General features: G+C 46.0%; 17 protein-coding genes. 9 read left to right on the forward strand and 8 right to left on the reverse strand.

The window, feature by feature from the left end; genetic code table 11:
- Positions 1–65: 65 nt before the first annotated feature.
- The gene (locus tag BGK61_RS04950) at positions 66–3653 is read left to right on the forward strand and encodes a DUF748 domain-containing protein (RefSeq protein WP_076012529.1); all 3588 of its coding nucleotides are present in this window, start codon (positions 66–68) and stop codon (positions 3651–3653) included.
- Between the two features lie 262 nt (positions 3654–3915).
- Here the strand turns inward: BGK61_RS04950 and gloA are convergent, their stop codons facing one another.
- Entirely contained in the window at positions 3916–4464 is a 549-nt protein-coding gene (gloA, locus tag BGK61_RS04955) for a lactoylglutathione lyase (protein ID WP_014999162.1), read from the reverse strand.
- Between the two features lie 166 nt (positions 4465–4630).
- A complete protein-coding gene (locus BGK61_RS04960; protein WP_014999163.1) occupies positions 4631–5299 on the reverse strand; it encodes a YehS family protein in 669 nt (222 codons plus the stop codon).
- A 285-nt stretch (positions 5300–5584) separates the two neighbouring features.
- On the opposite strand from BGK61_RS04960, the gene BGK61_RS04965 reads away from it, so the two are divergent.
- The 4 genes from BGK61_RS04965 (at position 5585) to BGK61_RS04980 (ending at position 9986) form a co-directional block, all read left to right on the forward strand.
- Positions 5585–6091 (forward strand): (2Fe-2S)-binding protein, encoded by a 507-nt coding sequence (locus tag BGK61_RS04965; RefSeq protein WP_014999164.1) that lies wholly within the window; start codon positions 5585–5587, stop codon positions 6089–6091.
- Positions 6091–7116, forward strand: a complete 1026-nt coding sequence (locus BGK61_RS04970) for an FAD binding domain-containing protein (RefSeq protein ID WP_076012530.1) — start codon at positions 6091–6093, stop codon at positions 7114–7116. The genes BGK61_RS04965 and BGK61_RS04970 overlap by 1 nt, the downstream gene beginning before the upstream one ends.
- A complete protein-coding gene (locus BGK61_RS04975) occupies positions 7103–9349 on the forward strand; it encodes a xanthine dehydrogenase family protein molybdopterin-binding subunit (protein ID WP_076026019.1) in 2247 nt (748 codons plus the stop codon). Before BGK61_RS04970 ends, BGK61_RS04975 begins: the two co-directional genes overlap by 14 nt.
- A 100-nt stretch (positions 9350–9449) precedes the next feature.
- Entirely contained in the window at positions 9450–9986 is a 537-nt protein-coding gene (locus BGK61_RS04980; protein ID WP_076012894.1) for a PepSY domain-containing protein, read from the forward strand.
- Here the strand turns inward: BGK61_RS04980 and BGK61_RS04985 are convergent.
- The 5 genes from BGK61_RS04985 to BGK61_RS05005 form a co-directional block, all read right to left on the reverse strand.
- Positions 9981–12014, reverse strand: a complete 2034-nt coding sequence (locus BGK61_RS04985) for a TonB-dependent receptor (RefSeq protein ID WP_076012895.1) — start codon at positions 12012–12014, stop codon at positions 9981–9983. The genes BGK61_RS04980 and BGK61_RS04985 overlap by 6 nt on opposite strands.
- Positions 12015–12133: 119 nt before the next feature.
- Positions 12134–15388 carry a VPS10 domain-containing protein gene (locus tag BGK61_RS04990; protein WP_014999169.1) on the reverse strand — a complete coding sequence of 1085 codons (3255 nt, stop codon included), beginning with the start codon at positions 15386–15388 and terminating at the stop codon, positions 12134–12136.
- A 167-nt stretch (positions 15389–15555) separates the two neighbouring features.
- Complete coding sequence (locus BGK61_RS04995) at positions 15556–16443, reverse strand: SDR family NAD(P)-dependent oxidoreductase (protein ID WP_014999170.1); 888 nt, start codon at positions 16441–16443, stop codon at positions 15556–15558.
- Between the two features lie 268 nt (positions 16444–16711).
- Positions 16712–17404: an SDR family oxidoreductase gene (locus tag BGK61_RS05000; protein ID WP_076026020.1), complete on the reverse strand. Its 693-nt coding sequence runs from the start codon at positions 17402–17404 to the stop codon at positions 16712–16714.
- 14 nt (positions 17405–17418) lie between these two features.
- A complete protein-coding gene (locus BGK61_RS05005) occupies positions 17419–17973 on the reverse strand; it encodes a type 1 glutamine amidotransferase domain-containing protein (RefSeq protein WP_014999172.1) in 555 nt (184 codons plus the stop codon).
- 399 nt (positions 17974–18372) lie between these two features.
- On the opposite strand from BGK61_RS05005, the gene BGK61_RS05010 reads away from it, so the two are divergent.
- Entirely contained in the window at positions 18373–19326 is a 954-nt protein-coding gene (locus BGK61_RS05010) for a YihY/virulence factor BrkB family protein (protein WP_014999173.1), read from the forward strand.
- A 162-nt stretch (positions 19327–19488) separates the two neighbouring features.
- Entirely contained in the window at positions 19489–20649 is a 1161-nt protein-coding gene (locus BGK61_RS05015; protein WP_014999174.1) for an MFS transporter, read from the forward strand.
- A gap of 28 nt (positions 20650–20677) precedes the next feature.
- Here BGK61_RS05015 and BGK61_RS05020 read toward each other — a convergent pair whose 3' ends face one another.
- Positions 20678–22120 carry a serine hydrolase domain-containing protein gene (locus tag BGK61_RS05020; RefSeq protein WP_014999175.1) on the reverse strand — a complete coding sequence of 481 codons (1443 nt, stop codon included), beginning with the start codon at positions 22118–22120 and terminating at the stop codon, positions 20678–20680.
- Positions 22121–22326: 206 nt separating this feature from the next.
- On the opposite strand from BGK61_RS05020, the gene BGK61_RS05025 reads away from it, so the two are divergent.
- Positions 22327–24180, forward strand: coding sequence for a sensor histidine kinase (locus BGK61_RS05025; protein WP_234349508.1), 1854 nt, complete (start codon positions 22327–22329; stop codon positions 24178–24180).
- Positions 24177–24872 carry a LytR/AlgR family response regulator transcription factor gene (locus BGK61_RS05030; RefSeq protein WP_234349509.1) on the forward strand — a complete coding sequence of 232 codons (696 nt, stop codon included), beginning with the start codon at positions 24177–24179 and terminating at the stop codon, positions 24870–24872. Before BGK61_RS05025 ends, BGK61_RS05030 begins: the two co-directional genes overlap by 4 nt.
- The last annotated feature ends 128 nt before the right edge of the window (positions 24873–25000 follow it).

Consider the following 25000-nt stretch of genomic DNA (forward strand, 5'->3'; position numbering starts at 1 on the left):
CCAACTTAGTGAAATAGCAACGCCTGCTTCTCTTTTTCATACTCACTAACGCAGCCTATTCGCCTATGCAAAATGCAATGTCTCGTTTTTCAGCAATGCCCAAATGGTTTCGGGTATCTACCTATCTTGTTCTTGCCTATCTAACCTACGCTCTTCTTATCGGTATAGTCACACCTGCGGTGTTAAAGGCAAAATTACCCAACCTAGTAAAGGAAAATATTGGCAGAAATGCGACTGTTGAAGAGATTACGATAAACCCATTTTTGCTGAAGATAGATATAAGCCATTTTGTTATTTACTCTGCCCCTAATTTTTCAAATAACGGTGAACACTTTTTCAGTGTTGGGGACCTTTCGCTTGACTTTGGATTCTGGCAATCACTCTTCTCTTTCACGCCGGCCATTGAATCATTAACCGTAGACGCCCCTTATATTTCTCTCGCGCGCTTAAGCACTGATAATAACGTTCAACGGTTCAATTTTTCTGACATTCTTAGTCACATAGAAGAGCGCAGCGCGAAAGAACCGTCAGCGTCTGAAAGCTCTAAAGAAGGGCAAATTCCCAGAATTACCCTGGGCGATTTTGTACTTCGCGAAGGGCATGTGGTTATTGAAGACAAGGTCACTGAAACCCTACTGGATTACCCAGAATTAGACGTGGCTTTGCAAGATTTAGATACCCACGCGCTAATCAGTGGAAGTGCTGGCGAAGAGTCAGATAAGGTTGCGACATCTGATAAAAACGCCAAAACAGATCAAACAACCGACCAACCGAAAGGTGAACTGGCATTTAATCAGTATCAGTTTAATTTACTCACCGCCGAGAAAGGCAAAATAGCCGTTAATGGCGAGTTCCAGTTATCTCCGTTAAAAATCACCACCGACGTTGCTATAAACGACGTGGCACTTACACCGCTATGGTCACTTTCAAAAGACCTAATAGAAGCAAATTTAGTAAACGGTACCGCTAGCTTAAGCCTGCACGCCGAAGTGTTTGAGCAAGACAAAGCGTTTCAGTTTATTCTAGAACGCGGCGAATTTGCTATTAACAACCTTACCTTTAACGCTGGCTCAGCCTTAAGTGAGGCAGACGGGGGGAGAGGTTCACAGAAAATACTTGCGGTGCCCGCCTTTAGCGTTCACGACATAAACGTGCATGCCTTAGATCAGCGAGTGAGTATTTCTGAGGTTGTATTCGATGACGTGCGGGTATTGGGCTTGCTTGACGAGGCGGGTCTCGACTTACAGCGCTTGTTTACGCCTAAAGAAATGGCGACAGCCACTGCTAAAACCTCCTCTGGCGAAACGCCTAATGAAAGTCCTAACGCGCAGCGTGAGGCTCAAGGCGAAGCTGATTTAAATAAAGGCGAAGCTGATTTAAATAAAGGCGAAGCTGATTTAAATAATGGAGAATCGAATTTAAGCGAAGGCGAAGCACAGGCAGGCAATAGCGAATCTCAGGTTAATGAAGGCACATCACAAGAAGCTCAGAGTGAAACAGGCTCAGAAAGCTCTAAAGGCACTCTAGCTTCAGCTGACAACTTACAAAAGCAAAGCCAAGATACGTCATGGTATGTTGAGCTTCAGCAGTTCGTATTTAACAACGGCACCATTGATATGGTAGAGCGCAGCGTAAGTGGCGGCACCTATTATCGAATCAGTAGCGTCAATATTAAAACTGGAGCAGTCACCAGCGACTTTTCTAAACCGATTACCTACAGTACAAGCCTACATGTTGGTGCTGATACACAAGCGTTTACCACTACGCCCAAAGGTACACTTTTCAGCAGCGGTAGCGTGAATATTGCGGATCAAGCAATTAGAGGAAAGGCGACAGTTGAGCAGCTGTTGTTAAATCAGTTCCAGCAGTACATTTCACCATATGCAAATGTAACCCTCGAAGAAGGGCTATTTAACCTTGATGCCGAGTTTAACGCAGAAATTAACGAGAAAGATTCTGCTGCTCTCAATGCTAAGGCCAGTACGAGTATTACAAACTTAAGTGTACTTGATAACGCTAAAACGCCACTTTTACAGTGGCAGTCGTTAAATGTAGACGATATAGAATTTGACCAGGTTTCAAACCAGTTAAGCGTAGATAACATTCGCCTTCAAGCACCGTTTGCAAGACTAATTATCGACGAATCCAAACAAACTAATGTAGGTAAACTTGTTGTCGCTTCAAACGAAGATGGCAGCGTAGATAAACCTTCTAGTGATGAAGGTGCTAAGGTCACTAAAACCACGAGCAACGCCAACAAAGTGTCGCCTACAAACACTGAAAATGAATCGTCAGAAGCCGACGCATTGGCTATTAAAGTTAACGCCATATCCATCGAAAACGGAAAAGCTTATTTCGCTGACCACTCATTAACGCCTAAGTTTGCATCTACCATAGAAAGCTTAAATGGAAAGGTGCTGGGTATAGATTCAAGCTCTACTCAACCAGCCAATGTGGATATCACAGGAAAGATAGACAACTACGCCCCGGTAAAACTTGCAGGCACTATCCACCCGCTCAAAAGTGATGTAGACCTCAATTTAAATTTCTCAGTCCAAGGCGCTGAACTTACCTCGGTCAACCCCTACTCTGGCACTTACATGGGCTATTACATTGACAAAGGTCTGCTGTCTTTAGATGTGCAATACAAACTTAATGGAAAAGCACTGGAAGGTAAAAACCACGTCGTTATCGACCAATTAACACTGGGCAAGAAGTCAAACTCAGATCAGGCGTTAAGTTTACCGCTTGGGCTTGCAATTGCGCTGTTAGAAGATAGCAATGGCGTTATCGACTTAGGCTTAGATGTGTCTGGCGATATAGACAATCCGGATTTTAGCTTTGGCTCCATTATCCTTAATGCTATTGGCAACATCATCACAAAAGCTGTTACCGCACCGTTTTCATTACTCGCCAACCTGGTTGGCAGTGACGATGAACTCGACAACGTTGAATTTGCATTTGGTGAACAAACGCTAAACGCCGACGCTCGTGAAAAATTAGATACGCTGGCTAAAGCCCTTAAAAAACGACCGGGGCTAAGAGTCAACATAGAAGGCACTGTAAACGCGATAAGTGACGCAAGTGCGCTGGCACAACGTCAGTTGAACCACACGCTTTTAACAAGAAGCGGGCAAGCCGATGCGGATAATACTTCTGTCACCACCAATACTGTCGAGAATAGCCAAACAAAAGGCTTAAATGCAGGTGCCGACGGCAATGATAGTTCATCAGCTACCTCTATAACCGGTAGCAGCATCCCGTTAGAAGGCCCGTTGGCCAATTCGCTTTTAAGTTACTATGTAGAAGTATTTACGCCTGACCTTACTCAAGAACGCACAGATATGGTGGCGAAGCTGTACCCTAACCTTGCCAAAGAGCAGAGCCAGTTAAATAGTAATGGCAACAAAAACGTTATAAATGAAACAGAAGTACAGCGAGCATTAAGCATTGCCCGATACAACAAACTACGTAACAACATTGATATTCCAGAAAGTGAATTGAATGTGCTAGCTGATGCGAGAAGTAAGGCGGTAAAAAATTATTTGGCTAACACAGCCGAGATTGAAGCCAACCGGCTATTCTTACTTAATACTCAGCACGACTTACGTAAAGAGTTTAGTGGCGTGGAGTTAACCTTAGAGGCGAATTGATGGTTTGACCTCACCCACTGTTAATTAATAATAAAGCAGGTTATTTGAATGTGCTTAACCTGTTGTTTAAGCGACGCATTTCGCGACAGCACTCATTTATGACATGCTATGGAGCGGCAGGTGCTTACGGGTATAAACCAGTATAAAAAACGGGTAGCCAATTTAGTTAGGCTACCCGTTTTTCATTAACTTTGCGTTTTTAGAGCAATCTGCCACCTTAACCGAAGCAAACAGCAAGAAAAGTCGGCAGAGAATAACTTCGCTACTTCTTCAAGTGCGGCGCGCAAGTGGCGGAAACGTTTGAGGCATTAAAGATTTCAATCCAGTAACCGTCAGGGTCTTTAATAAACGCGATGCCTTTCATAGAGCCATCATTAAGTCCTTTCTGAAAAGGCACACCGAGCGATGAAAATCGCGCGCAGGCCGCTTCAGCATCAGGTACATGAAAGCCAATGTGCCCAAAACCTTTTGGCTCTGAATTGCCGTCATGGTAGCTAACGGTTTCGGGCGTATCGCCCCAATTATGAGTGAGCTCTAGCATAGCCGGGCGACCGAAGGTTTGTTGCGTGCGCTCATCGGCATCGTCTGAGATATCAGAGAAATCATCGCCTGCGGCCAAAAAATAAAGGCTAAACTTCATCTCTTCAAAATCCAGGCGCTTTATTAGCGTCATTCCCATCACTCGCGTGTAAAAGTCTAGCGAGCGCTTGGGGTCAGCAATCCTCAACATGGTTTGGTTAAACACAAAGCCTTGTGTGGCAGCATCTTTCTCTTCACATAACCCTTCGGCTTGCTCGAAATGTCGGCTCATATTAATCGTCCTTATCGTCGTTGCTTTATTGCAGCGTAAAAAGTTGTTAGGGCAGCGCCATTGGCATTGCCGTTTAGCTAACGCTGAAATTGGTGGATGATTGCTTTACAACAATAGCATTCTGTCTACTTTACTACGCACTTAACCGCTGCTGCGTTTACTACCACTACTGCTTTTTCGGTAGCTTTCCCCAAACTGAGTTTGAGTTTTCGTCTTTCATTGGCGCAACTTTGGAATTAGTACGTTTGCGCGTATCGTTTGCATTGAATGCTTTATAATTGCTTGGGCTCTTATCAGATTTAACTGATTGAGCACTCACAGGGTTTGAGGTGTTTTTCGGACCTTTTTGTGTGGTTTGACGCGTAGACTCTGGTCGATATTTTTTCACCATACCTTGAAGCAGGTTGCGAACAACCTGATCGCCCGCAGGCTTGAAGTTGCGGTGATCTGGCTTTCTAAAAAATGCAGACAATTCACCCTTACTTATTCTGAACCCCGCCAGCTTTAAGACCTCAATCATATCGTCATCTTTATAGCTCATAGCAATGCGGATTTTGCGCAGCACTTCGTTATTGCTCAAACGTTCCTTCGGCCCTAACTCTTGAGGCTCCTGCCCTTCTTGACGCCCACGATTTTTTATAATCAAGCCATCGAGGAATAGCGCGATAATTTTGTCTCGACACGGAAGATACCCTTCCTCACCTTCTCGTTTCATCACAGCATGTAAATAGTCAATTTCCATGTCGTAATTCACTAATTTAAAAATGCTTATAGCAGCGGTGTCGTTTATAGCTAAAGCGTAACGAAGGCGACGTAGAACATCGTTGTGGATCATGAAAAGGGCCTGACGTGTAATTGAATAAATTGATGTGATGTTATGGCATAGAGTCAATAGCGTGGTTGAATTGCTATTACTGCACCCTAAGAGCTCATTCTGCCCATTTTACACCACTTCGACTGATGCATCTATTACAAGGTTATCTGCTTCATTTTTACTTTCATTAAATTACGTATGCGTGTTGAAACCAAAAGTGGTACTTCGCCGTAGGGATGTTTAGTTCTAGTCGCGCTTATTTCAACGGAGTATCGAAATTGCGCTCATTGGTAAAAGGACACTTCCATGACAACACTTAACCTTAATGGGAAAGACGTGAGTCTTCCTCAAGATCCACGAACTACACTTCTCGATTTTCTTCATCAGCATTTGTCTTTATTTGGCACAAAAAAGGGCTGCGACCACGGCCAGTGTGGTGCATGCACCGTTATTGTCGACGGCGAGAGAGTTAACGCCTGCTTGGTATTTGCCTTTCAGCTTGAGGGCTGTGAGGTAGTCACTATTGAAGGTATAAGCCAAAGCGATGCTAATTATTCACTCCATCCGCTTCAACAAGCCTTTATTGAAAGAGATGCATTTCAATGCGGGTACTGCACCTCCGGCCAAATATGTTCAGGCGTCTCTTTACTTCGCGAAATGGCGAACGGCGATCCAAGCGCTGTGACCTATAGCAGTAAATCGAGTGCGAAAGAGGACATTAGTGAACGAATGAGTGGCAATCTTTGCCGGTGCGGGGCTTACCCCAACATTGTTGATGCAATAACCGACGTCATTGCTTTGGAGAAACAATAATGCAGCCATTCGACCTCCATCACTTTACCGATAAAACGCCACTTAGCAGCTTGCCATTTGAAGAATCATCGCGATTTTTAGCAGGGGGAACTAACCTCATCGACCTGATGAAGCTACAGGTTGAAACCCCAGATACACTTATCAATCTTGCTAAGTGGAAGAACGCTGATACGATCACAGAAGACGACACCCACTACCATATCGGCGCTATGGTGAGTAATTCAAGTCTGGCAAAATTCGCCCATACTACGCCAAACCTTTCCATTCTAGCTCAAGCACTTTTAAGTGGTGCCACCGTGCAGCTTCGTAACCGCGCGACTACCGCTGGCAATCTTCTCCAGCGAACAAGGTGCTACTACTTTTACGACACAACCAAGCCTTGCAATAAGCGGGAGCCTGGCTCAGGGTGTTCGGCTATTGACAGTATGAACCGTATTCACGCCATTTTTGGAACGAGTGAGCATTGTATCGCCACACACCCTTCTGATATGGCAGTAGCCATGATTGCACTTGACGCGCAAGTACATACTCAACAGGCAAACGGCAGCACCCGCCAAATTGCGCTGAGAGAGTTTTATAAAGAGCCCGAAGATACGCCGCATATTGAAAACGTTCTAGAACACGGTGAACTGATCACCCACGTCACCATTAAGAAGTCAGACATTGGAACCCAGTATTACCATAAGGTAAGAGACCGTTCTTCTTATGCCTTTGCGCTTGTCTCTGTTGCCGCGGCACTCACTTTGGAACGTGGCAGCGTTAAGTCTATCCGTCTTGCGTTTGGTGGTGTGGGAACAAAGCCTTGGTATCCTGAAAAAGCTTTACGCGTGCTGGATGGCGCCGAAATAACACCAGAAGTTATTTCACACGCGGCCGACGCTGAGTTATCTCACACGAAAACCTATGGAAGCAACGATTTCAAACCTGAACTACTGCGCCGCACGCTAGTTAAAGTACTTACCGAGCTATCAGCACATCAACTAGAGCACCCTAATCACCAAGGAGCTTTGTATGACAACGCCTAATTCTCAGACTGTTGGAACAGCGGTAAACCGCGTAGACGGTGTTAAAAAGGTCACTGGCAAGGCAAAATATGCTGCTGAACACATGAGTGAGCGCACGCCACTTATAGGCTGGCTAGTGGCCAGTGACACGGCAGTAGGCGAAATTACCTCGCTTAATACAAGCCAAGCCGAAAAGGCAGAAGGCGTTCACGCTGTTATCACCTACAAAAATGCTGGGCCACTTAAGGCCTTCAGTAAACCGGCTGATGAAAGCCGATTCACACAAAGCCGCGCGGTACTAAACGAGCCCCACATTCGTCACTTTGGAGCACCAGTAGCGCTGGTAGTGGCAGACACTTTAGAGCAGGCGCGCTACGCAGCGAGTTTAGTCTCTTTCACTATTGAAGGAAAAAAACCAGATCTGCTTACGGGCTTTGAGGAAGCAACTCAGAAACCCGATTCGTTAGACGGTGGTTTTGAACCCGATGCCACCAGTGGTGAGCAGCCCAGTAAGAATGACATCGCTAACGGGATAGAATCCACATACACCACCCCGTCGCAAATTTCTGCCGCTATGGAGCCGCATGCTACCGTGGCAGAGTTTAACGATGGAAAACTTGAGGTTTATAGCAGTGTTCAGATTATTGCATCTGCCGTTGAGGCACTGGCTATTACTTTAGAAATGGACGCAGATGATATTGTTGTTAAAAGTCCGTTTATAGGTGGCGGATTTGGCTCTAAACTCGGGTTGCACTACGATGCTATTTTAGCGTGCATCGGTGCGCGATATCTGAAACGGGCGGTAAAGGTGGTGTTAAGCCGACGCCAGTTTTTTTATAACACTCCACACCGTGGTCACAGTACTCAGAAAATTTCTCTAGCCTCGAATTCAGATAACGCACTTACGAGCATTGTTCACAAAAGTGCGATGCCCCGAGCGAAAGGCTACGAATTTGCGGAGGCTACTGGCGCTGGTGCTCGCGTCACTTACAACTCGTCCTATATCGAAAGTACACACAGGGTAAAAGACGTGGATTTACCGCTTATCGATTCAACGCGTTCGCCTGGTGACGCTATAGGTTCGTTAGCATTTGAATCTGCAATAGATGAGCTTGCCCACAACGCAGGGGTAGACCCCCTAACCTTCCGAATTCAAAACTTACCAATTGTACACCCTATGAGTGGTAAACCTTTTACCACGCACAACCTGGGTGAATGCCTTCGCCAAGGTGCACAGAAATTTAATTGGCAGCATAAAGCGCAACCTAACCCAGGTAAATTGATTGGCCACGGCGTAGCCAGTGCCATGCGCGTTAACATGCTGGTAGAAAGCTCAGCGCAAGTTGAAGTTGATAAGCAAGGGAAAGTGACCGTACGCACAGACATGACTGATATCGGCACGGGAACTTATACCATACTCACTCAGATAGCTGCCGACGCCCTGCAAACCTCTATCGAAAACGTGACGGTTGAACTTGGCGATAGCCGATACCCCGCGTCTTCCGGATCTGGTGGCTCGTTTGGGGCAGCTAGCACCGGTTCAGCCGTGAAGCGGGCGTGTGAGTCACTTGTTAACGATATCCGTAGCAAACTTCCCACCCAATTTAAGGATGCACAGTTATCCATTGAAGATGGTGAAATTAAAGTTGTAGCTCCTGGACCATCGAATAACGATGCCAATACAGGAGCAAGTGATATGCAGGCATCAGCAAACTACGCCTCTGTTTCTGAATATATTTCAGAAAGTGAGTACCCGCTATCAGCTACAGGAGAAGTGTCTGAAGATGACACTAGTGATGATGAGCAATACTCATGCGGTGCGCACTTTGCCGAGGTGGAAGTTGACCAACTAACTGGCGAAGTTCGACTGCTTCGTCAGTACGGTATGTTCAGCGCGGGTCGAATCTTGAATCTAAAAACCGCGTCTTCTCAAATTAAAGGCGGTATGGTGTGGGGAGCCGGTTATGCCCTTACGGAAGGTATACACCACCATAGAGATAGCGCAAGCTTTGTGAACCCAGACTTCGCTGAATACCACATACCGGTGAATCGAGATATTGCTGAAGTAAGCCTAGACTTTCTAGAAGAGCCCGATTTTGCAGCATCGCCAGTTGGTGCAAAGGGTATCGGTGAACTGGGAATAACCGGTGCAGGTGCCGCTATCGCTAACGCAATTTTTGACGCGTGTGGCGTGAGAGTGAGAGATTTTCCGATAACGCTAGATAAAGTTATGCAGGGATTAAAGCACAACTAAATTTCGTCAAAGTGTATAAACCTCACGCCAGAGCGTTTTACTGGGGCGTGAGGTTTCGCTTATAGTAGGCGAGTTTTCTCGTTTGTTTTAAGTGCTCTAAATGTCGGTTTCATTTCGCAAATACAGTCGAAGCATTCACTTGTGGCTGTCGCTGGTTATATTTATCCCTGTGATCATCGTTATCGCTAGCGGCTTGCTGTTGCAAGTTAAGAAAGAATTCGACTGGATCCAACCTCCCACACAAAAAGCGCAAAACAGCAGACCTACCCTATCCTTCGACAACGTCTTAAATGCTGTAAGGCAGGTGCCTCAAGCCAACTTAAACGACTGGGATGACATCGACCGTTTAGATGTGCGCCCCGCCAAAGGCATCATTAAAGTACGCGGAAAGAACCACTGGGAAGTTCAGCTCAATGCACAAACTGGTGACGTGCTTCAGGTAGCTTATCGTCGGACAGACACCATCGAAGCCATTCATGACGGCAGTTGGTTCTTCGACGGTGCCAAATTATGGCTGTTTTTACCCGCTGCTATCTTACTCTTCGTACTTTGGGTGACGGGTATTGTTATGTTGATCACCACACTAAAAAGCAAGTACCGAAAGAATAAATACCAACAGTCCTTTCGCAACTCATAACAAGTAAGTTAGTGCCAGCTGCACACTTTCACCTTGTGCGAACGCCGCTTTGTCATCGGCACTCGAGTAATAGTGTTGATTAGTAAGATTGCTCCAACTTGCTTGAAGCTGAATTCGCTCATTCATCTGCCACTCGGCGCCAATATCCAGTGTAAATACTTCGTGAAGACTACGCTCTCCATCGGCGATATCTGTCTTACCTGCACGATACGCGATAACCGTAAAAAAGCGTGTAGCCTGCCAATTCACACCTACATCTAACCGCTGATTATTTGCAGGAATATCTGCGATGGTATTACCGAGGTTGTCTTCACCTTTAATCCACATGCCGCTTAGGCGGGCATCCAGAGGATGAGTAACTGATTGCCAACGAAGCTGATAGCTCACTCCCTCAATGGTTGCGCTGTCTAAATTTGCATATTGCAGTACATCTTCGGCAATCGTTGTGCGCTCAATATAATTATCAATTTGCTGATGAAAGATTTCTATGGAGCCCTGCAGTTCCTCACCGCTGTAATTTAGACTCACTTGGGTATCAAGGGCTTGTTCCGTCTTAAGTCTTACACTGCCTAGCACCGTACCACGCGGAGTTTCGCCAGCAAAAAAGCGCTCGGTTAAAGACGGATTTCGAAACGCACTGGAAACATAAACGCTCGCCGACCAATGCGGCGAGAGCAGGTAATTCGCTCCCGCGTAACCACTTAGATTAGTGTTTGACTGGCTGTTTTTAACCGTCGCATTATCAGACTGACGCTGCCAATCCCCCCTTGTACCCAGCGCAAGTGACAAGCGCTGCCACTGACGTGAAATATCAATAACCACTGCGGTATTTAATTCGCTGGCATCAAGGGTGCGCACTTCATACGCGAGTTCAGGCGACACTGATTGTGACGGAAGGCTCTTCGGTATAGAGTCTGGCATCACTCCAATTGTTGGGTTTAAGGCAAATTCTCGTTCATCTGCCACAACGCCTTCACGCCCTGAAACTTGAATTTGCCAATTCAGATCCCAGTTTTGCCACTGAGTATCGGTGGTTACATTGAAGCCATAATCAAAAGCCTTGTTTTTACTTTCGTTGATGCGGCTTTCTGGCCGTAATACAGAGGTATCAAGACTTGACTGATGCCACCACACATCTCCAGCAAATAGATTGTGGGCGAAAGTTACTTTACCAAGCCAATGGGTATTATTTGGGTAGGTACTCACTCTTTTATCTGGAAAATCACTGCTCGACTTGCCAATGTCTACATTGTCAGAATAAAGCGTCCAGACTTCTTTTATTACGCCCTCTTCAGGCCTGTGTCTCACAAATAGCCCTGTTTGCTCAAACTGATCATATAGCGGGTTTCCGGCGGCATCGTTTCCGTTATTCGCGTTTCTATATGAAATACTCCAGTCAGTCCCACTCTCTTCAAATAGAGTGCCGTTATTGTCTAAGCGGCTTGTAGTGCCAGCATAGCTCAAGGCTTTCATTTGCTGATTGCTACTGTAGCCCACGCTTAAGTATGGGGTTGGCGTCTCAGTAAGGTGCATGTTCACCGCACCTCCAATTGCCCCTGAACCGAGGTAAGTCGAAGCGGCTCCCGGCAGCACCGAAGCTGTCGATATAAAATCAGGCGGAATAAAACCTATGCTAGAGCCTGCCCGCCTGTCGCTGACAATCGGTACGCCGTCGAGAAGTGTTTGAATTCGCCACCGCGAATACCCTCGGATATTGATACTTTGAATCTGTCCACCCTGTCCATTAAGCGACACAGATGGAGATTGAAGCAGCACGTCATTGCTATGCAAGGGAGTAACGAGACGGCTTTTATCAAACGCATATTGAGTAAAAATGCGCGAAAGGGTCTCATCGTAATAGGGCCTGGCAGCCGTTACCGTGTAGCGCTCGACATCTTTATTCGGTGTGTCTTGGGCATAACTGAAAGGTGATATAGGTGGAAAAAATAATGCTGCAAAGGATGCGGGTAAGCCAGATGATGATTTAAAGGGAGAAAAGCGATTGGAAGCTAATGAAAAAGAAAACAATGATGGTCTCACTAACCGGTACGCAATTAAGAAAAAGTAAGTACCGATAAAACTTGGCAAAAAAGGAAAACGCGGCAGCAAGTCTACTGCCGCGTACTAACAAGCAAATTGCTACGTCGCTATTTAGCGATTACAGGTAGCCCTGTAGTCCAAGGACCACCAGCATCAACCACAGCTTGTTGCAATGATGGTACAGTGCGCTGTTGTAAGGCACCTATTCGAGTTACTACCTCATTCAACCCTTCGTTAGCATAACTAAGCTGGTCTTTATGCTGCTGAGTTGGGCCGTAAGACGAACCCAATGCAGAACGAGCATAGCCTAAACGGCTTAACACATTGGCAGGCTTAATTCCCATTTTGTCACGAGACGATAGACCAAATAGAATTTTGTTCACGCCATTGATTTCATCTTGAATAGCAGCATATTGCGCTTCCAGATTTTTCACATCACTAGGCGTGCGGTCAATTGCCGTGCGTAGTAGCTCCATGGTCTCTTTCAACTGTTTAAGCACTGTTGTCGATGACATGGCGCGCTTCTGTGCGTCGGTCACCGCGTTTCCATATGCTTCAATTTCAGCAGGTGTTGCTCCTTTAAGCGCACCTTGATAGATAGGCTCCAACACAAACTGAGCAGGCTCGGATAATGCCGTTACCGTAGCACCTTCACGCTTAAATAATGTCGCGGTATAGCTACCTGGTAATGCCATTAGGCCATCGTTATCGCTGTCTTTGTCGGTAAGCGGAATAGTTAGTGAGTATTTCATGTCCCACGTAATTCGGTGTAAGCCTTTCTTCGTGCTACCTTCAACACGCTTAACCAAATCGCCATCGCTGTCACGAACTTCCACGTATACTGCTGGTGCAGCTTCTTGATTTTCCGCTTCTACCGCTTCCCAACTCGGATACTTAGGGTACTTCTTGTCTTCGATTAACTTCTTCTCTGCTTCCTGACGCTTTTCTTTTGACGTAAGCAAGCTGTCTTTAAGGTAATAGGTAAACGTGGCACCGTGTTCCGGATTCTCGGCTACAAAGCGATCGTCACCGTCAGAATCTGTGTGATTATCATCTAGCTGGAACCACTTTACTGGGCGGCTTGGCGCAAACAAGATCGCGTCTTGTTGCATCGACTTCTTGGTTAATGAGCGCAGTGGCGCATAGTCATCAAGGATGTAAATCCCACGACCAAACGTACCAGCGACTAAATCATTCTCACGGCGCTGAATTTTCACGTCGCGCGTCGAGATAGTTGGCATTCCACCGTCTAACTCTACCCAGTCTTTGCCACCATCTATCGAGAAAAACACACCGAACTCAGTACCGATAAACAATAAGTCTTTGTTTACGTGGTCCTGCACGATACGCCATACAAGATGCTTTTCAGGTAAGTCATCGGCCAATGAAGTCCAACTTTTTCCTAAGTTAGTCGACTTGATTAAGTAAGGCTTATAGTCACCGTATTTATGATTATCAAGCGCTACGTATACAGTATTGGAGTCGAATAAGTCAGCGCGAATATCGTTAACGTAAGAATTAGCTGGAATACCTTTAATATCGTCTAGCTCAATCTTTTTCCAAGATTTACCACCGTTGGTGGTCACCTGAATAATACCGTCATCGGTACCCGCCCATAGAATGTTCTCATCTACCGGGCTTTCAGCAAAATTGGCAATCGTATGAAACTCTGTCATGGCGTACAGGTCCCAACCTGCTTCCACTGACCACGTGCGCCCCATTAGTGGCGAGTGCATGCGATTACCGTTTTTAGTCAGATCGCCCGACACTGCCGTCCAGCTATCACCGCGATCATCGCTTCGCCAAACCCGCTGAGAGGCAAAATAAATACGCGCCGGGTCGTGTGCCGACACATTAATTGGCGCGTCCCAGTTGTATCGTTCTGCCGGGTCTCCTGGCAGTGGCTGCGGCTTAATATACACCCCTTCTCGGGTAGTCGTATCAACACGCACCAAATTTCCTTGCTGCCACTGCGAATACATAATGTCAGGGTTACCAGGCTCTACCGCAGGGCCGTGTCCATCACCGCCCAAGGTTAAGAACCAATCTTTGTTCTTTATCCCTTCTTCACGCATGGTGCGCGAAGGGCCACCTTGAGTAGAGTTATCCTGTGCGCCAGCGTAAATTTTGTAAAACGGTTTAGAGTCGTCTGGCGCCACTTTATAGAACTGCGTGAGTGGTAAGTTGGCCATAAAGCGCCAGTTTGCCATTCTGTCGTGAGACATATAGATACCGCCGTCAGACCCCATTAACACGAAATCTGGATCGGTAGGATGAAACGCCATAGCGTGGTCGTCTACGTGCTTTCGTTTGGTATTGATGGGCGTCCACGTTTTACCACCATCATCCGACACTTTGCTGTAGTTGCTGGCAATATAAACCCGGTCAAATTGATGTTGGTCTGCGAAAATTTCCTGATAGTAATGTGGTCCTGTTCCGCCACCTACTTCATCTGACATCTTGGTCCAACTAGCGCCTTGGTCGGCTGAGCGATAGAAACCGCCTCCACGATTGTCTGTTTCAATGGTGGCGTAAATAACGTCTGGGTTCATGGGCGAAATAGCCATGCCAATTTTACCCATGTTACCTTCCGGTAAACCTGTTTTAAGTTCGGTCCAGGTTTCGCCTCCGTCATTTGAAGTGTGGATACCTGCACCTTCGTTGGTGCCCACATAGGCGCCAATTGAACGCTGGCGTGCCCACGTAGCAGCATAAAGTTTATCTGGGTTTCGCGGATCTATAAGTAGCGACGTTACTCCAGTCCACTTGTCAGCAGGCTTAAGCACTTGATTCCATGTTTCACCACCATCAGTGGTTTTGTATAGACCGCGCTCGCCGCCTCCACTCCACAATGGTCCTTGAGCTGACACCCATACGATATCTGGATTAGTCGGGTGGATAATAATGTCTGAAACGTGCTCTGACTTCGACAGCCCCATGTTCTTCCACGTTTGCCCGCCGTCTAACGATTTGTATACACCATCGCCGAAGCTGATGTGTCGACCGCCGTTGTTTTCGCCGGTTCCCACCCAGATGATGTTTGAGTTACTTGGCGCAATCGTTACATCACCGATAGAGTAAACAGGCTGGTCGTCGAAGATTGGCGTCCAGGTCGTGCCCGCATTGGTGGTTTTCCATACGCCACCTGAGCCAACCGCGGTATACCATGTTGAGGGATTATTCTGATCGATTGCGATATCAGCGATACGCCCAGACATATATGCAGGCCCAATGTTTCTAAGCTCCATAGCTTTGAACGTTGAACTGGTGAAGACTTCATTTTTTTCGTTTTTGTCTGCAAAGGCGGGCGTGCACGAAAGTGCAACTGATACAGCAACTGCCGCTTTAAGAAGCTTTTTCATTATTGTTATCCAGTGTGTTTTTATAGAGGCTCAAGCCCCTTTATGAATTTGTAGCATTACCACTTTATAGCATTACTAACAAATGCTTAAAGTTACAATGTAGCACACGACCAACGACCCATTACAAAAGTTGAAAACGAAAATCTTGTTCCTCAGTGTGCGTAGTTCTAAAAAGTAACAATTTCGTCATTGATAAGGTGACCAACAACCGGACTCTGCTCGGCATCCACAAAAGCGCTGTCGATAGCATCAAAACGCGCCGTGGTAACCTTGCGATAATTAGGGTGAGTATAAATATAGGTTTGCTTGGCCTTTAGCGCTTCTACCACACGCTCCGCGAGTACTGTTGCAGCAATACCCGACTCTACTGCCTTAGTGGCTGCTTGAGCTCCTGCTTTAAGCTTTTCTTTATCAATGCGTTTTTCAGCTGCTACTGCGTATTTTTGCTGCCTATTTCTATACGACTCGTGAATGCGGGTTTTCACGAATGCTGGACACAATACAGAAGTATGGATTCCAAAAGGTTTCAGTTCTGATACCCAGCTTTCTGTCATAGAGACAACCGCAGCCTTTGACGCGCAGTAGGCCGCCGCATATGGCATGCCCATCATTCCTGCCATCGACGCCACGTTTAGCACCCAGCCTCCTTCGCCGTGCTCTTTAATAGCTGGCACGCATGCTTGTGCGCCATAGAGTACGCCCATAACGTTGACGTCCATTACCCAGCGCCAGGTCTCATGCTCCGAATCTTCAACTTTCCCCGGCGTACCGCCAACACCAGCGTTATTGATGACCATATGTACCTTGCCAAACTTCTCTTTGGCGTTAGCTACAATATCTTCCCATTGAGCGTAATCGGTAACATCAAGGGTGCAAGTCAATACATCGAAACCTTTCTCACGTAAGTCGTTACCCGATTCGGTTAATGCAGCATTATCAATATCGCCCATGACGATATTCATACCCTGCCTAGCCAATTCCTCTGCCAGCGCTAATCCTATACCGCCAGCGGCGCCGGAAATAATAGCGGTCTTACCTGTAAACTCGTTAGACATCTTACTCTCCTGTTATCGTTCTTGCGCCGCGAGCCCTTTGGGAAAGCCATTTCAAAGAGGAATTAGAAATCGACTATCTCACTCAGCTAGCGCTTATTGACAGCCTAGATTAGGGGTAACAGGATGGGGAAAATACTTTATTTGGCTAATCTGAATAGCTTCATGAAATTAATAAGTCAGGTTAAACGTAAAGGCGCAAATAAAAAAGGGCAGTGACTAACCCTGCCCTTTGCTTGAATAGACTATCTCTTGCCCGTGTTTAGTTCGTTTACTTCGCCGGCATAACATAAACCTCGCGAACGCAGGCTGACTCTTCTGCGCTTAGGGCAAACAATACCGATTTTGCGATATCCGCTGGCTGAAGCTTATCTTCCTTAGGTTCATCGAAAAATGGCGTATTCACCATACCAGGACAGATAGTGGTACAGCGGCCGCCCCACTCGCGCATTTCTTCTGCGAGGTTCTGACCGAAACCATAAGCAAACCACTTACTTGCCCCATATACAGAGCCTTTGAGAGCTATTCGACCGGCGACCGAAGACGTAATGATGAAGTGGCCTTGCGTATCGCGCAGGTACGGCAATCCGGCTTTTGCGGTATAAAGCAGTCCATTTACGTTTGCGCCCAGCATGCCATCCCAGTCATCTACGTCCCCCTTTTCAATGCCGGCGGCTTTCGCGCCGCGCCCTGCGTTGGCGAAAATGCCGTCAATACGACCGAAATATTCGCTTACCTGTTTAAACGCCTTATCTAACTCATTAAAGTCGCTTACGTCAGCTTTGACAGCAAATGCATTATCATTGCCAAGCTCTTCAACCAAGGCACGCAGTTTGTCCTCACTTCTCGCTAAGAGGGCAACGTTAAAACCGTTATTTACCAGTTGCTTTGCCGTTTCTTCGCCAATGCCGCTGGAAGCCCCCGTTATCGCGATAACCTTTTTATCTGTAGCTGAGGTGGACATACACTTCCTCCTTTTTACTGGGCGACCAATTCACTAATTTTGCTTACGAAAGCTGGAATATCATCTGGGTTTCTACTAGTGACTAGTTTTGAGTGGGTCACCACTTCTTCATCAACCCAGGTCGCACCAGCATTTTTGAGATCTGTTTGGATACTAGGAAACGAAGTGAGTGTTGCACCTTTCGCTAACCCAGACTCCACCAGCAACCATGGACCATGACAGATAGCACCTATAGCTTTAATACTTGCCGCGCTGTTTGCACTTTTGATGAAGGCAATAGCATCTTCATTGGTACGCAACACATCGGGATTGATTTGACCGCCGGGTAGCACAAGGGCATCGTAATCTTCAGGGTTTACAGACGTAACTTGTTTATCAACGTTAATTTCTTTTCCCCAGTTGTCTTCGTCCCATGCTTTGATCGTGGACTGATCATCAATAGATAGCACATCAACTTCAGCACCTTGCTCAATAAACTTGTCTCTTGGTTGAATCAACTCGCTTTGCTCAAAACCATTGGTTGCCAAAATAGCGATTTTTTTGCCTTTAAGGTTTTGGGTGTTGCTCATAGTGTTCTCTCCTTCTGAAAGACGAAATGTAAAGCTAGTAAAAACAGGGGTCGCCACACGACAGGAATAACTGTCCGCCAACCACCTTTAGCAAATCACATCAGGTGAACGCGTTAGTTTGTGCATGGCATAACCTAGCTCTTACTATCTAGCGACGATGCTGTTGAAGGTGCAAATTACAAACCATCCAAACCAAGAAACGCAAGCCATTGATTCAATTGCAATAAATGAAACACCAACAATTTCACCACCATTGATAGCCACGCACATATTCATATTTTGTGAACGATTTACAGAGCTTGTTTCTCGCTTCTTTTTTTAAGGTGATGTAAGCCGACAGCGAAATTTTCATGTATCAAGCTTTAAGAGTTTTATTGTTTAGGCAAGGCATGAGGACACATGAGCAAGGAACGTTTTAACCACGCTAAATCTGCATTTGAGCTTTCTTTGAAAAGTTGGTGGAGTATTACAAAGCGCATTTTCACTAGCCTGCAAAAAGACAACATTCCTCTTATCTCCGCTGGCGTTGCCTTTTACTGCTTGCTGGCTATCTTCCCCTTACTAGGGGCAACCATTGCCTTGTATGGCCTTGTTGTATCACCCGACGAACTACAAAGTCATATGGCGTTGCTGGTAAATGTAGTACCAAATGACAGTCGCTACATCATTGAAGAACAGCTTAAAAATTTAACCGAGAAGTCGGATACTGCATTAGGCTGGAGTTTTTTATTTACTCTGCTCTTATCACTGTGGAGCAGCAGCAAAGGCGCTAACGCCCTGATAAAAGCATGCAACATTACCTATAGCGAGGCGGAAGGAAGAGGCTTTTTCAAAGGTATCCTGGCACGCATCACCTGCACCATATTTATGATCCTTACTGTAATTGTGTCCCTTGCCTGCATCACTATTTTACCCGAAGCAATAAGCTGGATGACGTCAAATGCCCTTAGTACCGAGCAAGCCATGTGGGTGACTTGGCCGGTGATGCTGGCCCTATTTAATATTGCGCTCTCTGCCTTATATCGTTATGCGCCTCACCGAAGAGAAGCCCAGTGGCGCTGGGTGACGCCGGGTTCAGTTTTTGCCACGTTATTATGGGTAGTAGCCTCGTATGGCTTTTCGATATACCTCAATGAATTTGGAAGTTACAACAAAACCTACGGCTCCGTTGGGGGAATTATTATCTTGCTCATGTGGTTGTATTTAACCGCGTATATCATTCTAATCGGTGCAGAGGTGAACTCGTCGATAGAGCTCCAAACTACTGCAGACAGTACGGTGGGTGAAGACAGACCCATGGGCGAAAGAAATGCATTTGTGGCAGATCATACACCGGATGATTTAAGGCACTAATGCTTAAACTATCTGAGGCGCATGCACTATCTAGCAGCGCCTTCCTCACCATCAATTTTTAGCATCTTTACGAGCATTTCTTTTCATTTTACCTATATCAAAATTTGCCTCATATTCGCGCCGCGAAATTATCTTCTCTTTCCTCTGATGTAAGGCATTACCTTGGACAACACCTTAATTCCGCCAGCCAAAGCGCGAATCTCTGTTCCTGTTATTGCGCTGGGTATGTACGCAGTTGCGTCTGGCTATTTGATGAGTCTGATCCCACTAATGCTCAGCCATTACAACCTAGACACGGCTATCGCCAGTTGGCTTGCCAGTAGCTTTTACGCAGGATTACTTGTAGGTGCCCTTAGCATTGAACCGCTGGTCACCCGCATTGGGTACAAGCACGGTTTTGCACTGTGTTTAGGCATCCTTGTACTTACTGTCGCAGTAATGCCTTTGTTTGCTCACACCGCGGTTTGGCTTGTGGCTCGGTTAGTGGCTGGCGTTGCTGTAGCGGGTGTATTTGTTATCGTAGAGTCGTGGCTTTTACACGGCGACGAAGCCGATAGAGCCAAACGTTTAGGCTTATACATGGGCGCACTTTACGGGGGAAGTTCTTTAGGTCAATTAGGTATTGGCGCTATTGGCGTAGGCGGCATGCTTCCTTTTGCTGCCATTTTCACCATGTTGATTTTAGCCATTGGCGTACTTTTGTTTGCAAAGAGCGAACAGCCTGAAGCTTCCCACAGTACGCCGCTGTCACTAAAGCAAATATCGAAACTAAATCATGCCGCAATTATTGGTTGCATAGTGTCGGGCTTAACCCTAGGTGCCATTTACGGCTTAATGCCTCTTGAACTATTAAACCGCGGCATTGCTCATGACGATTTGGGTAGCTTAATGGCCTTAATTATTTTAGGCGCTATGGCAGTTCAACCTTTAATTCCTGCGCTATCCAAGTACTTAGGCCGCACGTTACTCATGGCACTATTTTGTTTACTGGGTGTCGCCGCCATAACATTAACCGCAGCGGTTAGCGGTATATACGCTTTGGGAGCAGGTCTGTTTCTATTAGGTATGGCAATATTTGCCCTATACCCAGTGGCAATAAATCTCGCCTGCGACAAACTAGATGCTAGCTTCATTGTATGCGCCACACAGGTCATGCTTTTCAGCTACAGCGTGGGTTCAGTAGTAGGCCCACTCATTGCCGATAACTTTTTAGTAGGCCCTCAAGGGTTGATGGGCTACTTATTTGCGTGCTTACTTGCTACCAGTATTTATATGCTGATAGCCAGTGTTAAAACCAAAGGTCGTGCTATGGCAGGCGAGTAACACACTCGCCTTGTCCATCTTACTGCCCCTATTCTGGGGCAGATTCAAAATACGACACCTTATCGCTCCCCTTTCGCGACACTTTCAGCCGCTTTTTACCGCTTACTGTTTCAAGAGAAAGTCGGTTTGGATAACCTTCCACACCAAATTCTCCGTCACCAAGGTAAACAAGCTCCCCACTTTCGATATGACTCCACAGCAACAGTCTTCCTTGGTAGAAAAGCTGGTTATTCTGCTTGCTGATTTCGATGGTTTCTCCAAAGCCTGCAAGATATTTACCTTCAAAGTCATTTAACAGTTCAAGGGGAACCTTTTGCTTTACCACGGGCAAGCTTTTCTTCCAGTCGAGCTTTTCCGCAACCGTTGCAATAACTGTTTCAATAACCGGAATTCGAGCAGGGTTGCCGCCGTTACCGAATATAGCGATACCTCTACCATCGCGCATTGTGCCCATGATTTGCCCTCCTGTTCCCGTGTTTGAACCACCATGAGAGAACCACTCTAGGTTGCCTTTAGCCTCAAGACGCATCCAGCCTAGTCCCCAACCACCTACAACATCGAGGGTTTCAATTTGAGTAGTATTACGCGCCACTGCTTGCGAGATTACCTTTGTATCATCGCCATTTAGTGCTCTTTGCATTTCGATAATCAATGTTGCCATATCAAGGGCATTACTCCACATTCCCGAAGGCGCAATTTGCGGGCAAATTGGATATCCAGATTGGATCACGCTCAAATCGTCGTGATGAACGCTTGCCACATTTTTCAAAAATAGCGGGCTGTCAGGTTGATACATTGAAGTGTTTGCCATGTTAAGGGGCTTAAATAGCATTTCTTCTGCTAATTCAGGCAATGTCTTTCCAGTTAGATCTTCCAGCGCAATTTGCACAATAACGTAGCCACCGCCGCTATACGACCAAGTTTCACCAGGCTTAAATGCTAAGCTGATAGGCGAGTCATAACGAGGTACGTTTACTCCGTTTAGGCTATCGATAGCCGTTGGCACAACGTCTCCTTTATAAAAGTCAGCAAACCCACTTTGTGTGGTGCCCGCAGTGTGACTGAGTAACCGACGAAAGGTAATTTCCTCTGGGTTGGGAAACTGCTCTTTTTGCAGTGTCCAACGGGTGAGATACTTAGCTACAGAGTCGTCTAAACTAAGCTTGCCTTGCTCTTCGAGCATAGCCGCTAGTAGCGCGGTAACTGGCTTGGAAATAGAAGCGGTAGAAAAGGCCGTTGACTGGTTAATGGCATCACCTGAGCCGAACACCTTTTCCCCAGCTGTGGCGGAATAGACAACATTGAAGTCGTCGATTACCGCGACGCTTACGCCACTTAATTTGTATTCTTTTAAGAGCTCGTTGAGTTCTGCTTGAGACAACAGTTGGTTGTCATTTGCGTGGGCTATTTCAAGTGGCGCATACCACAAAAGTAAAAGGATAAAGGCTACTAGTTTATTAATGGGTGTCATACATTACTCTCCGTATAAATTTCAGCCAAATGTAGCGTCAATTATTCGGTTTACGGCAACCTATTTCCTGAACTGCATCAGGCATTCCCCAAGTGCATTACTTCGACTTCATTAACAGTTAAAAACTGTGTACTGTGTTAACAATAACAACAAACAACACGCCCTAACTTCCCGTGCAAAAACTCAATTGGTTCTACTTAATGCTAATGACAATGCTCATTTGGGGCGTTGTACTTTTGCACGAACAGCCCACCCATTCACTGACATTTCCTTCTCAGGTCAGCATCCTCTATTCTGGGCAAGAGGAAGTACCAGCGGAGAACGATCCTCGATGGCAGGCTCACTCCCAGTCGGACATCGAACTGTCTAATGAAGTAAGGTGGCTCAAGTTCGCACTTGCGTTCAACGCAACATCAAATGGGTCGCAAGGTGTACAACAGACCGAGAGTGCGCCTAAAGGCTTGTTTGTTTCTATACTTGGCGCGTTTTCTGTTTATTTGAACGGCTATCACATTGGTGATAACGGCATGCCTGCAACAGCCGATAGCAAAGAATTGCCAGGTGAAATAGACAGTATATTCATTCTACCTTCACAGCACCTGAATACTGGTGATAACACGGTGATGGTAAGGCTGAGCAGCGAGTTTCGTCCAGATACCGCGCAAAGTAGTGGATTTTGGGTATTTGCAGACGACTTCGAAACTCTTGCCGCCATTAATGAGTGGCGTATCCGATTGCCCTTAATGATGCTAAGTGGCTTGGTTCTTGTCGCCATGTATTCATTTGTGGTGTACTTTTCATCGCTCAAAGAGCCTGCATACCTGTGGTTTAGCTGCCTATGCACCATGCTGATTCTATTAATCTTGGCCGAGTCATGGCGAGGTCTATTCGGTTACAGCTACCAGTGGCACATCCTTAGAATGGAAATCGTCCTTGGATTAACCCTTGTTATCAGCCTGGTGCTACCGCTCTTTTTCCTGTCTTTCTTCCGCTATTCAAAAACTTGGTTTATCAGTACCTTGCTTGTGTTGGTTATGGCTAGTTGTGGGGTACTGTTATATTTCGATGGTTACGATTACCGCAGCTTTTTGTTGTTCAGTGTGTCTTTGCTCATTAGCTTTATTATTGGTGTGGCCAGTATTTATAAACGGAAGAAGTACGCGTGGTTAATGACCATGGGAATAGTGGTATTTGTTTCACCGGTTCTTATAAACCGATTTTCGTTTATGGACCAATATTTCTTTGTTTCGTTTAGTGGCTTAGCGCTTTTATTACTACTCGTGCTAAGCCAGACCCATGCTGAGAGACAGCGTGCACTTACGCAGTCAACGCTTACCACCCAGCGTCTGCAGCTTGAGCTTATAAAGAAGCAGCTACAGCCTCACTTTATTCTCAATACCCTAACCGCAATTGAAGAGTGGATTGAAATCGCCCCTAAAGAAGCCATTGGGTTTATTCAGGCATTAGCATCGGAGTTTCGCCAAATGGCCAGCTTAAGCGATAGAGCCTTAATTACTTTACAGCAGGAAGTCGCCCTTTGTGAAAGTCACCTCAAAATTATGGGATACCGCTTCGACGCACACTTTTCACTGCAAAAGCCGGAGATGTCAGAAAACAAAGGGCAGCAGCTTATTCCTCCCGGAGTATTACTCACCCTCATAGAAAATGCGTTTAGCCACAACAGATACGGCTCGGGAGAGTATCAATTTAGTCTTAGCTTTTCTGAACACCAAGAGGATGAAGCACAGGGTGTGTCCGTAGAGAATGCCAGGCATGATAAGAATAAAAGACCTTCAACTACCTTGCTGTTTAAAGCTCAGCTTACTCAACACTATTCTTCCCAGACATTAGCATCAGAGAATAAAGATGGAACCGGTGTTGGCACCAAGTACATTAAAGCCCGGCTCACAGAAGCGTTTGGTAATGACTGGAAGCTAGTGGAATTTATTGAAGACAATTATTGGGTAACTAAGCTCACATTTCCAACATCGTTCGTTTCGGGTGGGCAAAGTAACGCGCACGCCGAGCAGACCGAACAAATCACCTTACAAACGCTATGATGAATATTACCCTAGTAGAAGATGAACCCATGGTTGCCAAACGACTTGCTCGTTTTATAGACCAGTGTACCGACGATAAAACCACTATTCATCGCTTTTCCAGCCTCGATGATGCAGAAGAGCATTTGTCTAACCGCGACACAGACTTGCTCTTTCTAGATTTGAATTTGCATGGAAAAGACGGTTTTTCATTAATTCATCAACAGCTTGCCGCTCCTTATCACACCGTGGTGGTTTCAGCGAATACCGACAGGGCTTTAGAAGCGTTTGAGCTTGGCGTACTCGATTTTATTGGTAAGCCATTTACTCAAGAAAGAATAAGTAAAGCGATAGAACGCTTTTCTCTGCATCAATTTAAGGGCCAATGTCAGCGGTTGTCATATCGCAAAAACAATGTGCTCTGTTTTATTCAAGTTGATGACATTCAATTCATTCAAGCCGCTGGGCACTACAGTGAAATAACCACTAAAGACAATCAAACCATATTGCATGACAAGCACTTAGACAGGTTAATGCAAATTCTACCTCAAGGATTTATGCGAGTTCATCGCTCTTATGCGTTACCTCTTGATGAAGTTAAGCATATTGAACAACACTCAGGCGCGAAGTACATTGCACACCTGCACTCGGGCGCGAGTGTTCCAGTAGGAAGAACTAAATTCAATACGCTGGTTGATGCTCTGGGCCAGTAAAGTAAAAGTACAAACTACATACTTTTTTCGTTATTCCGATATCGCGGGACTTCAGCGACCATCTTGCTTCGACCAACAAATGACTAATTTCTAAAATCTGTTATTCGCCACCATTGCCCATTAGATTG

It is taken from the genome of Alteromonas abrolhosensis (assembly GCF_001953635.1).
In the GTDB taxonomy this organism is placed as follows: Bacteria; Pseudomonadota; Gammaproteobacteria; order Enterobacterales; family Alteromonadaceae; genus Alteromonas; species Alteromonas abrolhosensis.

Bases quoted from the DNA above. Each gene is read 5' to 3' on its own strand.
- BGK61_RS04950 (WP_076012529.1), top strand. From the start codon at position 66: ATGCAAAATGCAATGTCTCGTTTTTCAGCAATGCCCAAATGGTTTCGG.
- gloA (WP_014999162.1), bottom strand. From the start codon at position 4,464: ATGAGCCGACATTTCGAGCAAGCCGAAGGGTTATGTGAAGAGAAAGAT.
- BGK61_RS04960 (WP_014999163.1), bottom strand. From the start codon at position 5,299: ATGATCCACAACGATGTTCTACGTCGCCTTCGTTACGCTTTAGCTATA.
- BGK61_RS04965 (WP_014999164.1), top strand. From the start codon at position 5,585: ATGACAACACTTAACCTTAATGGGAAAGACGTGAGTCTTCCTCAAGAT.
- BGK61_RS04970 (WP_076012530.1), top strand. From the start codon at position 6,091: ATGCAGCCATTCGACCTCCATCACTTTACCGATAAAACGCCACTTAGC.
- BGK61_RS04975 (WP_076026019.1), top strand. From the start codon at position 7,103: ATGACAACGCCTAATTCTCAGACTGTTGGAACAGCGGTAAACCGCGTA.
- BGK61_RS04980 (WP_076012894.1), top strand. From the start codon at position 9,450: ATGTCGGTTTCATTTCGCAAATACAGTCGAAGCATTCACTTGTGGCTG.
- BGK61_RS04990 (WP_014999169.1), bottom strand. From the start codon at position 15,388: ATGAAAAAGCTTCTTAAAGCGGCAGTTGCTGTATCAGTTGCACTTTCG.
- BGK61_RS04995 (WP_014999170.1), bottom strand. From the start codon at position 16,443: ATGTCTAACGAGTTTACAGGTAAGACCGCTATTATTTCCGGCGCCGCT.
- BGK61_RS05000 (WP_076026020.1), bottom strand. From the start codon at position 17,404: ATGTCCACCTCAGCTACAGATAAAAAGGTTATCGCGATAACGGGGGCT.
- BGK61_RS05005 (WP_014999172.1), bottom strand. From the start codon at position 17,973: ATGAGCAACACCCAAAACCTTAAAGGCAAAAAAATCGCTATTTTGGCA.
- BGK61_RS05010 (WP_014999173.1), top strand. From the start codon at position 18,373: ATGAGCAAGGAACGTTTTAACCACGCTAAATCTGCATTTGAGCTTTCT.
- BGK61_RS05020 (WP_014999175.1), bottom strand. From the start codon at position 22,120: ATGACACCCATTAATAAACTAGTAGCCTTTATCCTTTTACTTTTGTGG.
- BGK61_RS05025 (WP_234349508.1), top strand. From the start codon at position 22,327: ATGACAATGCTCATTTGGGGCGTTGTACTTTTGCACGAACAGCCCACC.
- BGK61_RS05030 (WP_234349509.1), top strand. From the start codon at position 24,177: ATGATGAATATTACCCTAGTAGAAGATGAACCCATGGTTGCCAAACGA.